The following is a 13,581-nucleotide window of genomic DNA, read 5'->3' as shown; positions in this document are numbered from 1 at the left end:
TCGCCATGACACAGGATTTTTCCATCCAGGTGATGAGCCGCGCCCAGCTCGACATGGCGGTCGAATGGGCAGCGCGCGAAGGCTGGAACCCGGGCCTGAACGATGCCGCCCTGTTTCATGCTGCCGATCCCCATGGCTTCCTGGTCGGCGTCGTGGACGGTGAACCGGTCGCCTGCATCGCCGTCGTGCGCTATGGCGAGGCTTACGGCTTTCTCGGTTTCTATATCGCGCTGCCGGCCTGGCGCGGGAAGGGTTTAGGCTTCTCCGTCTGGCAGGCGGGACTGGCGCATCTGGGCACGCGCACCATCGGGCTCGATGGCGTGGTGGCCCAGCAGGAGAATTACCGCCGCTCGGGCTTCCAGCTTGCCCATCGCAACATCCGCTATGGCGGCCATCCTCAGATTGCGAAACCGGCATTGCCGCTCGCCGATCCGGCCACCATTTCCTTCGACAAACTGACGGCCTATGACCGCCGTTTCTTTCCCGCGCCGCGCGATGGATTCCTCTCGGGCTGGCTTACTGCGCCCGGGCATCGCAGCCTGGCGGTGGTGCAGAACGGCGAATTGCAGGGGCTGGGCACCATCCGGCCCTGCCGCGAGGGGCATAAGGTCGGTCCCCTCTATGCGGCCACGCCGCAGATCGCTGAAGCGCTGTTCGCCTCTCTCGCTGGCGGATGCAGCGGCCCGGTCTTTCTTGATGTCCCGGAAACCAATCCGGCAGCGGTGAAGCTCGCCGAGGCGGCAGGGCTGAAACCTGCCTTCGAGACGGCACGCATGTACAGAGGCGCCGCGCCAAAGATCGATATGACCGGCCTGTATGGCATCACGACCTTCGAGCTGGGCTGATGCGGCTTCTGCTGATCAATCCGAATACCACGCAGGCGGTAACAGACAGGATTCTTGCGGTAGCGCAAGAGCACGCCGCGCCGGATACCGAACTGGTCGGCGTCACGGGACGTTTCGGCGCCGCCTATGTCGCCAGCCGGAGCAGTTACGCCATCGCAGGCCATGCTGCGCTGGATGCCTGGGCAAAGGCTGATGACGGCACTTTCGACGCGGTGGTTCTCTCCTGCTTCGGTGATCCCGGGCTGGATGCGTTGCGCGAGATTTGCCCCGTTCCCGTACTTGGCATGGCGGAAAGCTCGATGCATCTGGCGGCAGAGCTTGGCCAGCGTTTCGGCATCGTCACCGGCGGTGAGCGTTGGGGGCCGATGCTGCGCGAGTTCGCAGCGAGCCGCGGCCTTGGCGGCCAGCTTGCGACAGTGGAAACGGTTGCGCCGACCGGCGGCGATATTGCCCGCGATCCCGAGGGCAGCCTGAAACTCCTCAGCGATGCCTGCAACGCGGCGGCGAAAGCCGGCGCCGATCATGTCATTCTGGCTGGGGCAGGACTGGTCGGACTGGTGCCACGCATTCAGGATTCCGTGCCTGTGCCGCTGATCGACAGCGTTGTGGCGGTGATCCAGATGGCGGAACGCATTGCGGCAGCCGGTCGCCCGGCGACCAATGGCGCTAGCGCTGCTGCCTCGCCGATCGCCAGCATCGGCCTGTCGCCTGAACTGGCAATAAGACTTCCACAATAATTCCGTTTTGTTTGGACAGGCCTCAGGTCCAGACCTTGCCGCGGCGGTCTTCCACCCGCTTGGCCTTATGGGTGGCGCGCGGCAGGGTGTTGGGCGGCAGCACCACGACCTTCGCGGTCACGCCGGTCACTGACTTGAGCTGGCGCGTGAAGCGCGCGGCCAGTTCCTCGTCAGTGCCGTTAAAGCCATGCCGGCGCTCGATCTCGACCGTGAGGATGTCGAGATGCCGGTCGCGTTCAACCACCAGCCTGTATTCGCCGGTCAGATCGCGATCCTTGCGGGCGACTTCCTCCACATCGCTGGGGAAGATATTGACACCCTTGATGATCAGCATGTCATCGAGCCGTCCATGCACGCCGAGCATGCGGGCGGAGGTGCGGCCGCAGCGGCAAGGCTCGGTGGTGAAGGAGACAATGTCGCCGGTGCGGAAACGGATCAGCGGGCGGGCTGCCTTCTTCAACGTCGTCAGCACCAGCTCGCCGCGCTCGCCCTCAGCGACCGGCTCGCCATCGGGGTTGAGCACTTCCACCAGGATGTGATCCTCGGCCCAGTGCAGGCCATGCCGTTCTTCGCACATTCCAGCGCAGGCGCCGAAAATATCGGACAGGCCGTAATAGTCGTAGATGCGCGCGTTCCACAGCGCTTCGAGCCGGGCGCGTGTTTCCGGGATCGATCCGCCGGGCTCACCCGCAACAAAGATGCGGCGCACGGCCAGATCCTTATGCAGATCGATGCCTTCCTTCTGTGCTGTTTCGCCCAGATACCAGGCGTAGGATGGCGTCGTCCAGATGGCGGTCGCTTGAAACTGCCGCAGAATCTGCAGCAGGCGCTCGGACGGCACGGTCCCGGCATGGATCGACAAGGCGCCCAGCTTCTGCGCGCCCAGCACGCAGGGACCGCCGACGAACAGCGAGAAATTCAGCGAGTGGCAATAGCGGTCTTCCGGCCGCAAGCCGGAGGACCAGAACAGCCGTGCTTCAAAATCCATCCAGTTTTCGAAATCCTGCGCCGTAAACGGCGAGGCCGTGGGCACGCCGGTCGAACCCGAGGATGCAGCGATATAGACGATGTCGCGTTCGGGCACTGCGACAATGTCGCCCAAGGGCGGAACGGCCATCTGGCGTTCGCGCAGGATCTTCTTGTTGATGAAGGGAAAACGTCGGATGTCGTCCAGGCTCTGGAGCTGGTCCGGATGGACACCGGCGGCATCGAAGCTGGCCCGGTAATAGGGCGAGTTGGCATAGGCATGCTGCAGATGGGTTTTCAGCAGCGAGAACTGAAGCTGCTGCCAGGCTGCACGATTCTGGGTTTCCAGCGCAGGCGCCCAAAAGGGCTGCGACGACGGCGGCACGGATGTCGTTGAAATCTGCATTATGCGAACTCGGTGAGATGGATTGAGCGATAATAGGAGAAAACTAGCCCGCAGCGGCTAAATTCCCAGTAACCCACTGCGTAAGAATGACGCCATTGCGCCATCGCGTGCGGATGAACAACAGCAGGCAGTAAAACCGGGCATGGCTATTTCTAGCCACGGGCTGCGGACTTTCGCCAAGCCGCATTGGCGAAAATTCTTCTTTCCGCTGATTATATTTTTTCTCAGTTGTCCGCAGGGCGATTGGCGTGAACAACGATGTCCAGGTACGGCCATCCTGGGCCGCCCCAACCCCAGACCTAGATAAACCGGCGGTCCGCCTGATGGCCGCCATTTCAGGAGTCGATCATCATGCTTCGCCGCACTGTCCTTGCCGCCGTTACCCTGGGCGCCCTTGTCCTCTCCGGCTTGTCCGCCATGGCACAGAGCCAGCCGCCTTTGAAGATCGGCGTATCGGCCGGTCCCTATGGCGACATCCTGCGCTTTACTGCCGACCTCGCCGCCAAAGAGGGATTGAAGGCGGAAATCGTCGAATTCTCCGACTGGGTGCAGATTAACGAAGCTCTCAACCGCGGCGATCTGGATGCCAACAACTTCCAGCACATTCCCTATCTGCAGAACCAGGTGAAGCAGCGCGGCTATGACATCGTGCCGCTGGATGCCAGCATCGTGGTGCCGATGGGCCTTTATTCGAAGAAGTTCAAATCCGCCGCCGATCTGCCGAAAGGCGCGCAGGTCGCCATTCCGAACGACCCGAGCAATGCTTCGCGCGCGCTGTTCCTGCTGCAGCAGGCAGGGCTGATCAAGCTGAAAGCCGATGCGCCGCTGAATGCGACGCTGATCGACATCGCCGAGAATCCGCGCGGCATCAAGCTGATCGAGCTGGATGCGGCGCAGCTGCCGCGCAGCCTGGATGATGTCGCGGCCGCAACGGTCACCCTGAACTATGCCGTGCTGGCGGGGCTGAAGCCGAAGGAGTCGATCACGCTGGAAAACGAGCAGTCGAAATGGCATCTCGTCTGGGCCGCCCGCAAGGACCGCAAGGACGATCCCCGGATCAAGCGCTTCATCGCGCTCTACCGCTCGCAGCCGGTGAAGGATTTCATCAACGCCCGGTTCGAGGGCACGATCATTCCGACCTGGTGAGCTAAAAATCAGATCAATGCTTCAAACGGCGCCGGGTTACTCCGGCGCCGTTTCTATTTGCAGGCGTCGCAAATTCAACATGGCGGATTGTAAAAAGTTATCTCATCGAAGCGCAAATGATCGTCAATTTACGCAGTGCCGCTGCGGGCCTATAGCGGGATGCCGCTTTGATAAGCCTCAGGAGACAATCAGCAATGCGTTTCAGATTTCTCGCCGCCGCTCTTGCGGCGACGCTTCTCCAGGTTTCGGTCGCGCAGGCCCAGCCAATCCGGGTCGGCGGCACCGTCGGCCCGCATGCCGAGATCCTCGACGTGGTCAAGAAGGTTGCGGCCGAACGCGGCCTGGAGATTAAGGTTGTGGAGTTCAACGACTACGTGATCCCCAACGAGGCGTTGGCCCACAAGGAGATCGAAATCAACTCGTTCCAGCACGAGCCCTATCTGAAGAACCAGATTTCCCGCACCGGCTGGAAGCTGACCAAGGTGGCCTATACCATCGCCTCGCCGATGGGCTTCTATTCGAAGAAGTACAAGAGCTTTGATGAAGTTCCTACCGGAGCAACAATTGCCATCCAGAACGATCCGACAAATGCCGCGCGCTCGCTGTTCCTGCTGCACAGCGCCGGCGTCATCAAGCTGCGCGAGGGTGCCGGCGTGACTGCCGGCATCGTCGATATCGCGGAAAACCCGAAGAAGCTGAAATTCAAGGAACTCGACGCTGCCTTGCTGCCGCGCTCACTGCCGGATGTCGACGCCGCTGCCGTGAACAACAACTACGCGGTCCAGGCCGGGCTCGATCCGATCCGCGATTCCATTGCCAAGGAAACCTCGGACGGCCCCTGGGTGAACATCATCGCCGTGCGCGAGGAAGACAAGGACAAGCCCTGGGTGAAGCAGTTCATCGAGGCTTATCACTCCGAGCCGGTGAAGACGTTCGTCCTTGAGCGCTTCAAGGGTGCTTACGTGCCGACCTGGTAAGGGATCGATGCTGTAAGGCGCGCCATGGCGCGCCTTACAGATTCGTGGCAACGATAAAGACGTTTTAGCTTCTGCCGGCGGCAATCGCGGCCGCCGACCTGCCCGCCTTGGCGCCCAGCACGGTCGCCATCAGCAGACCATTGCCCGACAGATAGCCGTCGCGGCCACGGCCGGAGAGGCCGCATGCGGCCCCGCCGCCGGCCAGCAGGTTGGGCAAAGGCTGACCGTCAGGACGCAGCACCCGCGCTTCGGTATCGACGCTCAGGCCGCCCTGGGTATGGAACAGTGCGCCGGTCACCTTCACGGCATAGAAAGGCGGCGCCAGGGCCGGCTTCTTGCTGAAGTCGCGGCCGAAACGATCCTGCCCCTGCCCTGCCGCCAGCGCCTGCGTCTCCTTCAAGGTAGCGGCCAGGGCTTTTGGCGGCATGCCGCACAGCGCGGCCAAGGCTTCGATGCTGTCGGCAGACTTCACCGCACCGCCATTCATGGCATCGCGGTAGTCTTCGAAATCCAGGCCCAGCTTGTGCAGGCGTTCGTCATAGATATTCCAGGCGAAGCCGCCCGGCTGGGCGATGACACGCATCGCCTGTTCGGAGTAGCCGTCATGCTCGCAGGAGAAGCGCTCGCCATTGGCATTGACCTGGAAACCGCCTTCCATCATCAGCGCCCAGGTGATCAGCACGGCATGCGGCATGGCCAGCGAGCCGTGGCCCTGATAGGCGCCAAGATGTTTCACGGCAGCGCCCAAGGCCTCGCCCCAGAGCAAGGCATCGCCGCGGTTGCCGGTATGGCCGTAATACTGCGCGCCGGCGATCTCCGGGATATGGCGCTTTACCAGATCGGCGTTGCCGCCAAAACCTGAGCAGGCCAGCACCAGCGCATCGCAGCCGATCTGCTCGGTCGTGCCGTCGGGACGGGACAAGGCGACGCCGCGCACGCGGCCATCCGGATCGGCGAACAGCGTGGTCACCGTCGCGTCGCAGACAATGTCGATGCCGGCAGCATTTGCCGCAGCCAGCAGGCCCGCAATCAGGTCGGCGCCGCTGCGTGAGGCCGGCGCATGCATGCGCGGCTTGCTATGGCCGGGATAGAGGAAACCCTCGACCAGTTTCAGCGGCACCTTGTGCTGCTGCACCAGCCAGTCGACGGTCGGCCCTGATGCGGCGCAGACCGCATCCACCATGGCCTGATCGTTCTCGCCATGAGCCTTGGCCTGGATATCGGCAGCCATGATCGCCGGCGTGTCGTCCACCCCGCGCGCTTTCTGCAGGCTGGTTCCGGCAGCCGGGATCATGCCTGAAGACATCGCGGTGGAGCCGCTGGGCGATGGATCGCGCTCCAGCACCAGCACTTCCGCGCCCGCATCATGCGCCGCCAAGGCTGCGACCAGGCCGCAGGCGCCGCCGCCGATGACCAGCACCGGAACGGACAGCGCGAATTCAACGCCCGCGGCCGGCAGGACCTTGCTCATGGCTTCAGCCTCATGCTGTCTTGATCAGGGACACCGCTTCGGCGCAGGTCAGCTTCGGCGCCACCGTGCCGAGCGATGCGATGCTGGCTTCGTGAGCCTGCTGGCTGAACGCAGCGCAGCCATCCGTCAGCAGCATGGCATGGAAGTCGCGCACATGGGCATCGCGCAGCGTGCTGGCAACACCGCCATTGGTGACGATGCCGCCGATCAGCAGGGTATCGATGCCGGCCTTGCGCAGCACGAATTCCAGCCGCGACATATAGAAGGCCGAATAGGCCACCTTCTCGACGACGAAGTCGGCCGGCGCCAGTTCATCGATCAGGCTGTGCCCCCAGGCACCAGGCAGGAAATCGCCTTTTTGCAGGAAGGGCCGTAGCTGCTTCAGGTGCGGGCTGATCAGCGGCTCGCCGCCACGGCCCGGCACCAGCGTGAACTGGGTCGAAATGATCCAGCCGCCAGCCTGGCGCATCGCGTCGGTGACCGTCTTCATGTTGGCGATCAATTCGGCCGCGCCCGGCAGGTTGGCGCCGCCGCGCGCATAGGCGCCATTGGCATGCAGAAAATCATTCTGCAGATCGACGATGACCAGCGCCGTGCGCCTGATATCCAACTTGCCTAGGCTCATGCCGCTTTCCGCTTTACGATCAGGTTACCGAAACGATCCACCTCGCCGACGAGATCAGCTTCAATCAGGATCGTGGTGTCAGGCTGTTCCAGAATGGCTGGGCCGGGGATGACGGCCCCAAGCGGCAATTCCAGGCGGCGATAGATGCCGGCCTCATGCCAGGCGCCGTCGAGCCAGACCTTGCGCGTAGTGCGCTTGGCCGCCTCGACCGAGCCTTCCGCCGGCGGTGCCAGCAGACTGAGGTCGAACTTCTTACGCTTGCCGATGCAGGCCACGCGCAGGTTCAGCACGCGGATGCCGATCTTTTCCAGCACGCGGCCAAAGGCGGCGGTGTAAGCCGCCTCGAACGCAGCCTTGATGCCATCGCGGGTAAGCTTGGCCGGCTTGGTGAAATCGCCGGGCAAGGCCGCGGCCACGGTATGGGTCTGGCCCAGATAGGACATATCCAGCTCAACCAGCACCGAGCGGCCTTCGAAGGCAATGCCGGCCTGATCAAGCAGGCTCATACCTTCTTTGGCTGCTTCCGAAATCGCCGCGTCGAGGACAGCAGGATCGATGTCGTCCAGCGTCTTGTTCACTGTGCGCACGAAGTCATGGCGCATATCGGCGATGACGCAGCCGAGCGCCGACGTCACGCCCGGGAAGCGCGGCACCAGCGCCGAAGCCAGGCCGACCTCCTTGATCAGCGCGCCGACATGCAGCGCGCCGCCACCGCCAAACGGCATGGCCGCAAAGTCGCGCGGATTGTGACCACGCTCGATGGAGACGAGCCGGATGGCGCCGGCCATGCGCGAGTTGGCCACCTTGATGATGGCTTCCGCCGCCGCCATGACGTCGAGTCCGAGCGGCTCGGCGATATGCTTGCGGATCGCTTCCTTGGCAGCCTCGACATCCAGCCGCTTCAGCTTGCCGCCGATGGGGCGTTCGGCATCGATGCGGCCCATGACGACATTGGCATCCGTCACGGTCGGACGGTCGTTGCCGAGGCCGTAGGCTACCGGGCCCGGATCGGAGCCGGCGCTTTCCGGGCCGATCTGCAGGATGCCGCCACGGTCGATCCAGGCGATCGAACCGCCGCCTGCGCCGATGGTCGTGATTTCGATCATCGGCGCCCGCACCACCATGCCGAAATCGATCGAGGTCTGCGCGCTCATCGCCGGCTCACCCTTGGCAATCAGCGACACGTCGAAGCTGGTGCCGCCCATGTCGCAGGTCACGACATTGGGGAAACCGGCCGCGACCGCGATATGCTGGCAGGCAATGACACCGGCGGCCGGACCCGAGAGCGCGGTACGCACCGGCCGGCTGGCAGCGCTGTCGACGCTCATCACGCCGCCATTCGATTGCACGATGAGAAGCTGACCGCTGAAGCCATCGCCCTGCAGGCGGTTTTCCAGCTTGCGCAGATAGCTGCCCACCGGCGGCTGCAGATAAGCATTCAACGCCGCCGTTGAGCTGCGCTCGAATTCGCGGATCTCGGGCAGGATGTCGGACGAGGCCGTCACATAAGCATTCGGCCAGATTTCCTTCACCGCCGCCAGAGCAGCCCGTTCATTTTCCGGATTGGCATAAGCATTGATGAAGATGATGGCGACCGCTTCAGCGCCTCGGGCGAGCAGTTCCTGCGCCACCCGCTTCACCTCGGCCGGATCAACGGCGTCACGGATAGTGCCATCGGCCAGCACGCGCTCGTTGACTTCCAGGCGCAGATCGCGCGGCACCACCGGGATGAACTGGCCCCACAGGCCCCAGGTGCTGGGCCGGTCGCGGCGCCGCATTTCCAGCACGTCGCGGAAGCCGCGTGTGGTGATCACGCCGGTCCGCGCGCCCTTGCGCTCAAGCAGCGCATTGGTGCCGACTGTGGTGCCATGCACGACAGTGGCTATCTGCTTGGGCTCGGCCTTGCTGCGCAGGCCTTCAATGAAGCCGGTCGCCTGATCGCCGCGAGTGGACGGCACCTTGGCGATATCGATGCGGCCTTCGGCCTCGTTGAGAAAGAACACGTCGGTAAACGTACCGCCGACGTCAACGCCAACGGCAAAGCGCGGGATAGTAGTCTGGTCGGTCATTCCGCTGCCTCCTTGGCATCGCGGCCATAATCACGGGCAACTCCCGCTTCTGTCACATAACCGAGGCGCAGATCCTCGGCGATCCGTTCCGGCTTGCGCTCCGATGGCGGGCCATAGCCGCCGCCTCCGGGTGTTTCGAGCCGGATTCGCTCGCCCTTCTTCAACTTGGCGTTATGCAGCTTGGAGACCATGGCGGGCTCCACCAGCTTGCCGGCATGCGGATAGAGGAAGCGGTTGCGCTGCGCCGCATGGCCGCCCAGCACTCCGGCCGGTGCGTATTTGCCGCGTTCGCCGAACAGGAAGAGGTCGGCCTCTTCCTCCAGCAGCTCGATCTCGTAGATCGCGCCGAGGCCGCCGCGATGTTTGCCGGCACCGCCGCTATCGGGACGCAGGCTCCATTCGGTGAACATCACCGGATAGGCCGCTTCGAGAATCTCCAAAGGCGGAATTGTCGCCATCGAGATCGGCGCATTGCCGTGGTTGAGGCCATCGCCCTGCGGATGACCGCCATGGCCACCGCCAAAGAAGCTGAACATCACCCAGCGGCGGCCGTCCTTGCGATGTCCCGCCAGCGACAGGGCATTGATGGTCCCATAGGCGCAGCCATTGACGCGGTCCGGCGCAATCTGGGCGAAGGCCGCGAAGATGACGTCGATCACGCGCAGAATGGTTTCCGTATAACCGCCAACCGGTTTCGGGGCCTTGACGCTGATCAGACTTGTCTCCGGAATGACGAACTTCACAGGCTCCAGCACGCCGGAATTCGCCGGCACGTCGGGGAAGAGATGCTTGATCGCGACATAGCAGGCGGCGATGGCGGTGGATCGCGCGATGTTTAGTGGTCCGGCGCAGGCCGGCGATGTGCGCGTAAAATCCAGCGTCAGGGTGTCGCCTTCGATCACGATCTCCAGCCCGATACGCAGGGCCTCGTCGCGGATGCCGTCATTGTCGAGGAAATCCTCGGCTGCATAGCGGCCATCGGGCAGCTCGCGCAGCAGGCTGCGGAACTGCAGCGCGGCGCGCCTCTTCAGTTCCACCAGCGCTTCGGCAACCGTGTCATCGCCATACTCATCCAGCAGGGCAGCCAGGCGGCGAGCGCCCAGATCGAGCGCATTCACCTGTCCGTTCATGTCGCCATAGAGGCTGTCCGGCAGACGGGTGTTCGCCCGCAGGATGTCGACGACATCCTGCCTCAGCCTTCCGGCGGCATAGAGCTTCACCGGCGGGATCACCATGCCTTCCTGAAAAGCTTCAGTGGCGACCGGGTTGTAGTTTCCCGGCACGTTGCCGCCCACGTCATGCCAGTGGCCGACCGAGGCGAGATAGCAGAAGACTTTCCCGTTACGGAAAAAAGGCCGCACCAGCTTGAAGTCGCTGAGATGGGTGCCGCCATCGTAGGGGTCGTTGAAGATGTAGACGTCGCCTTCGGCCAGATCGCCATCCTTGGCCGCCTTGTCGATGACGGCTTTTACGGCAAAAGCCATGGCGCCGACAAAAATCGGCAGGCCCGACTTGCCCTGCACCAGGGTCTCACCCGTCTCGGCGTGATACAGGCCGTGGCTGGCGTCATGCGCCTCGGCGATGATCGGATTGAACGCGGAGCGGAACAGGGTCGCGTCCATCTCATCGGCGACCTGTTCCAGCCGGCCTTTCAGAACTGCAAGGGTAATCGGGTCAATCATGGCCGGTCCTCGTAACGGGAGGCATCATATTTCGCGCCCTGCTCCAGCAACTCCGGCGTGCCGATCAGGTTGTTGAGCGCTGAGAAGTCTAGCATCCGGTCGCGGTAGGGCGCCGTGGTGCCGTTCTGCTTCAGCGACGCAAAATAGGCGGTCATGGCATGCGCCAGGGCGCGGGTCAGGCCACCGGGGAAAATCGCCAGGCGATAGCCGATCTTCTCAAGCTCATCGGCAGAGAGCAGCGGCGTCTTGCCGCCTTCCACCATATTGGCGAGCAGCGGCACGTGCTGCCCGAAGCTGCCAGTGATGCTGCGCATCTCGTCGAGGCTTCGCGGCGCCTCGACGAACAGGACATCGCAGCCCGCCTCCATATAGCGGCCGGCGCGATCCAGCGCGGCATCGAAGCCTTCCACGCCGATGGCGTCGGTGCGGGCGACGATCAGGGTATCCTCGGATTTCCGGGCATCCAGCGCCGCCTTGATCTTGCCCACCATTTCGGCGGCAGAAATCAGGCTCTTGCCATTGAGATGGCCGCAGCGTTTCGGGCTGGACTGGTCCTCCAGCTGGATGCCGGAGGCGCCATTGCGCTCGAACAGCCGCACGGTCCGCTGCACGTTCAAGGCATTGCCGAAGCCAGTATCGGCATCGACGATGATGGGTGTCTCCACACGCTCGCGGATGGCACCAAGCGTGTCGGCCACTTCCGTCATCGAAACCAGACCGATATCAGACCGGCCAAAGCGCGTATAAGCGATGCTGGCACCGGACAGGTACAGGGCCTCGAAGCCCGCCTGGCTTGCCACCAGCGCGCTCAGGCCATCGAAAACTCCCGGAGCGACGACGATGCCGCCACTGCGTAAACGCTCGCGCAGCTGACTCATGCCTGCGCCTCCCTCGACTGTTGTACTCTCAACTTCTTTTCCAGATATGACAGCAGTCCGCCATCAGCGACCATCTGCAGCAGATGCGGCGGCAACGGCTCGGCAGCATAGGTTTCGCCGGTCTCCGCATCCCGCAACTGGGCAGAAACGGCATCGACCGTCAATGTTGCATCGGCACGGATCTTTCCCGCCTCCGGACAGACTAGCGCCAGCAAACCGAGATTAAGAGCGTTGCGATAAAAGATGCCCGCAAAGGACGGTGCGATCACAGCGCCGACGCCCAGCTCGTGCAGAGCCATCACCGCCTGCTCACGCGACGACCCCATGCCGAAATTGCGCCCGCCGACGACGATGTCGCCCGGCTTCACCTCCTTGGCGAAGCGCGGCTCGACAGCCTCCAGGCAATGCTTCGCCAGTTCGGCGATGGAGCCTTTCATGTAAAGCCCCGGCGCCAGCACGTCGGTATCGATATTATCGCCGAATTTCCAAACCCGGCCGGTGATGCTTGCCGTCATGACAGAAACTCTCGTGGATCGGCGATGCGGCCCGCGATGGCGGAAGCCGCAACCGTGTAGGGCGAACCGAGATAGACCTTGGACGAACCTGCGCCCATGCGGCCTTTGAAGTTGCGCGCGGTGGAGGCAATGCAGGTCTCGTTTTCGGCCAGCACGCCGGCACCGTAGCCGGCGCAGGCGCCACAGCCGGAAGCCAGCAGGATGGCGCCCGCCTCGGTCAGCGTGGCCAAAGTGCCATCGGCGGCAGCTTCCGCGGTCGTGCGCGTCGAGGCCGGCGCGATCAGCAGCCGCGTGCTGCTCGCCACCTTGCGGCCCTTCAGCACACTGGCGGCCATGCGCAGGTCGTTGATCTTCGCGCCGGTGCAGGCACCGATATAGGCCTGATGGATAGTCACGTCCTTATGTTCAGTGACTGCCGCGCTGTTGGCGGGGCTATGCGGCGCCGCGACCATGGGCGAAAGGGTCGAGGCATCGAAATCATGCCGCTCGGCAACCGCGGCACCGGAATCGGCCTGCCAGGTCGTGATGTCGATCTCGGAAGCCGGCACACCCGCTTTCAGCAGATAGTCGCGCGTCACCTCATCCGGCGCGATCAGACCGGCCTGCGCGCCGAGCTCCGCCGCCATGTTGGACAGCGTCATGCGCTCCTGCATGGACAGCGTGGAGATGGTCTCGCCGGCATACTCGATCGCCTGATAACGGCCGCCATCCATGCCGAGCTTGGCGCACATGGCGAGGATCATGTCCTTGGCCGAGATGCCAAGGCCCAGCTTGCCGGTCCAGTGCAGCAGGATGGTCTCCGGCACGCGCAGCCAGATTTCACCGGTCACCAGCACGCCGCACATCTCAGTGGCGCCGACACCGAACATATAGGCACCGAACGCGCCGCCGGTCGGCGAATGGCTGTCGCCGCCGACCACGAACATGCCGGGCCGCAGATGGCCGCGTTCGGGCAGTACCACGTGGCAGATGCCCTGCATGTCGTGGAACTTCGTCACCCCGGTCGCCTTCACCCACTTGCGGGTGAGATCGAGGATGCTGGCGCTTTCCGCATCCACCGCCGGCACAAAGTGATCCGAGATCACCACCACACGGTTCGGATCCCAGACTTTGGCCTGAAGGCGTTCCAGCATGGGCGCGACGCGGCGTGGCCCGCCGGAATCATGCATCATGGCAAGGTCAACCTTGGCGATGACCACCTCGCCTGGCCGAACCTGGGTCACTCCCGCCGCGCGGGCCACCAGCTTTTCGGCTAATGTCATTC

Annotated in this window: 12 protein-coding genes; 4 read left to right on the top strand and 8 right to left on the bottom strand. The window is 63.5% G+C overall.

Going from position 1 to position 13,581, the window contains the following annotated elements:
• Positions 1 to 5: 5 nt before the first annotated feature.
• Positions 6 to 845, top strand: a complete 840-nt coding sequence (locus tag Q0603_RS05025) for a GNAT family N-acetyltransferase (protein WP_298722973.1) — start codon at positions 6 to 8, stop codon at positions 843 to 845.
• Complete coding sequence (locus tag Q0603_RS05020; RefSeq protein WP_298722970.1) at positions 845 to 1,582, top strand: aspartate/glutamate racemase family protein; 738 nt, start codon at positions 845 to 847, stop codon at positions 1,580 to 1,582. The genes Q0603_RS05025 and Q0603_RS05020 overlap by 1 nt, the downstream gene beginning before the upstream one ends.
• Before the next feature lie 22 nt (positions 1,583 to 1,604).
• On the opposite strand, the gene Q0603_RS05015 is transcribed toward Q0603_RS05020, so the two are convergent.
• Positions 1,605 to 2,954: a phenylacetate--CoA ligase gene (locus tag Q0603_RS05015; protein WP_298722969.1), complete on the bottom strand. Its 1,350-nt coding sequence runs from the start codon at positions 2,952 to 2,954 to the stop codon at positions 1,605 to 1,607.
• A 351-nt stretch (positions 2,955 to 3,305) separates the two neighbouring features.
• On the opposite strand from Q0603_RS05015, the gene Q0603_RS05010 reads away from it, so the two are divergent.
• Entirely contained in the window at positions 3,306 to 4,100 is a 795-nt protein-coding gene (locus Q0603_RS05010; protein WP_298722967.1) for a MetQ/NlpA family ABC transporter substrate-binding protein, read from the top strand.
• Between the two features lie 194 nt (positions 4,101 to 4,294).
• Positions 4,295 to 5,077 (top strand): MetQ/NlpA family ABC transporter substrate-binding protein, encoded by a 783-nt coding sequence (locus Q0603_RS05005; protein ID WP_298722966.1) that lies wholly within the window; start codon positions 4,295 to 4,297, stop codon positions 5,075 to 5,077.
• Between the two features lie 64 nt (positions 5,078 to 5,141).
• Here the strand turns inward: Q0603_RS05005 and Q0603_RS05000 are convergent, their stop codons facing one another.
• The 7 genes from Q0603_RS05000 to Q0603_RS04970 are packed head-to-tail and all read right to left on the bottom strand — an operon-like array spanning position 5,142 to position 13,579.
• On the bottom strand, positions 5,142 to 6,548 hold the full coding sequence (locus Q0603_RS05000) for an FAD-dependent oxidoreductase (RefSeq protein ID WP_298722964.1): 1,407 nt from the start codon (positions 6,546 to 6,548) through the stop codon (positions 5,142 to 5,144).
• Positions 6,549 to 6,558: 10 nt separating this feature from the next.
• Positions 6,559 to 7,173: an isochorismatase family cysteine hydrolase gene (locus tag Q0603_RS04995; RefSeq protein ID WP_298722962.1), complete on the bottom strand. Its 615-nt coding sequence runs from the start codon at positions 7,171 to 7,173 to the stop codon at positions 6,559 to 6,561.
• Positions 7,170 to 9,242, bottom strand: coding sequence for a hydantoinase/oxoprolinase family protein (locus Q0603_RS04990; protein WP_298722959.1), 2,073 nt, complete (start codon positions 9,240 to 9,242; stop codon positions 7,170 to 7,172). Before Q0603_RS04990 ends, Q0603_RS04995 begins: the two co-directional genes overlap by 4 nt.
• Positions 9,239 to 10,924 carry a hydantoinase B/oxoprolinase family protein gene (locus tag Q0603_RS04985; protein WP_298722957.1) on the bottom strand — a complete coding sequence of 562 codons (1,686 nt, stop codon included), beginning with the start codon at positions 10,922 to 10,924 and terminating at the stop codon, positions 9,239 to 9,241. Before Q0603_RS04985 ends, Q0603_RS04990 begins: the two co-directional genes overlap by 4 nt.
• Complete coding sequence (locus Q0603_RS04980) at positions 10,921 to 11,802, bottom strand: isocitrate lyase/PEP mutase family protein (protein WP_298722954.1); 882 nt, start codon at positions 11,800 to 11,802, stop codon at positions 10,921 to 10,923. The genes Q0603_RS04985 and Q0603_RS04980 overlap by 4 nt, the downstream gene beginning before the upstream one ends.
• A complete protein-coding gene (gene leuD, locus Q0603_RS04975) occupies positions 11,799 to 12,317 on the bottom strand; it encodes a 3-isopropylmalate dehydratase (protein ID WP_298722952.1) in 519 nt (172 codons plus the stop codon). Before leuD ends, Q0603_RS04980 begins: the two co-directional genes overlap by 4 nt.
• A complete protein-coding gene (locus Q0603_RS04970) occupies positions 12,314 to 13,579 on the bottom strand; it encodes a 3-isopropylmalate dehydratase large subunit (RefSeq protein WP_298722949.1) in 1,266 nt (421 codons plus the stop codon). The genes leuD and Q0603_RS04970 overlap by 4 nt, the downstream gene beginning before the upstream one ends.
• Between the last annotated feature and the right edge of the window lie 2 nt (positions 13,580 to 13,581).

Source organism: uncultured Ferrovibrio sp. (assembly GCF_937960835.1).
GTDB lineage: Bacteria > Pseudomonadota > Alphaproteobacteria > Ferrovibrionales > Ferrovibrionaceae > Ferrovibrio.
The sequence above is the reverse complement of the archived record's forward strand: the minus strand, read 5'-3'. Positions and strand labels throughout refer to the sequence as shown.

What these genes read in the sequence shown, in the direction of transcription:
- Q0603_RS04985 (WP_298722957.1), bottom strand. Translation starts at nt 10,924, where the DNA reads ATGATTGACCCGATTACCCTTGCAGTTCTGAAAGGCCGGCTGGAACAG.
- Q0603_RS04990 (WP_298722959.1), bottom strand. Translation starts at nt 9,242, where the DNA reads ATGACCGACCAGACTACTATCCCGCGCTTTGCCGTTGGCGTTGACGTC.
- Q0603_RS04980 (WP_298722954.1), bottom strand. Translation starts at nt 11,802, where the DNA reads ATGAGTCAGCTGCGCGAGCGTTTACGCAGTGGCGGCATCGTCGTCGCT.
- Q0603_RS04995 (WP_298722962.1), bottom strand. Translation starts at nt 7,173, where the DNA reads ATGAGCCTAGGCAAGTTGGATATCAGGCGCACGGCGCTGGTCATCGTC.
- Q0603_RS05010 (WP_298722967.1), top strand. Translation starts at nt 3,306, where the DNA reads ATGCTTCGCCGCACTGTCCTTGCCGCCGTTACCCTGGGCGCCCTTGTC.
- leuD (WP_298722952.1), bottom strand. Translation starts at nt 12,317, where the DNA reads ATGACGGCAAGCATCACCGGCCGGGTTTGGAAATTCGGCGATAATATC.
- Q0603_RS05005 (WP_298722966.1), top strand. Translation starts at nt 4,295, where the DNA reads ATGCGTTTCAGATTTCTCGCCGCCGCTCTTGCGGCGACGCTTCTCCAG.
- Q0603_RS04970 (WP_298722949.1), bottom strand. Translation starts at nt 13,579, where the DNA reads ATGACATTAGCCGAAAAGCTGGTGGCCCGCGCGGCGGGAGTGACCCAG.
- Q0603_RS05025 (WP_298722973.1), top strand. Translation starts at nt 6, where the DNA reads ATGACACAGGATTTTTCCATCCAGGTGATGAGCCGCGCCCAGCTCGAC.
- Q0603_RS05020 (WP_298722970.1), top strand. Translation starts at nt 845, where the DNA reads ATGCGGCTTCTGCTGATCAATCCGAATACCACGCAGGCGGTAACAGAC.
- Q0603_RS05015 (WP_298722969.1), bottom strand. Translation starts at nt 2,954, where the DNA reads ATGCAGATTTCAACGACATCCGTGCCGCCGTCGTCGCAGCCCTTTTGG.
- Q0603_RS05000 (WP_298722964.1), bottom strand. Translation starts at nt 6,548, where the DNA reads ATGAGCAAGGTCCTGCCGGCCGCGGGCGTTGAATTCGCGCTGTCCGTT.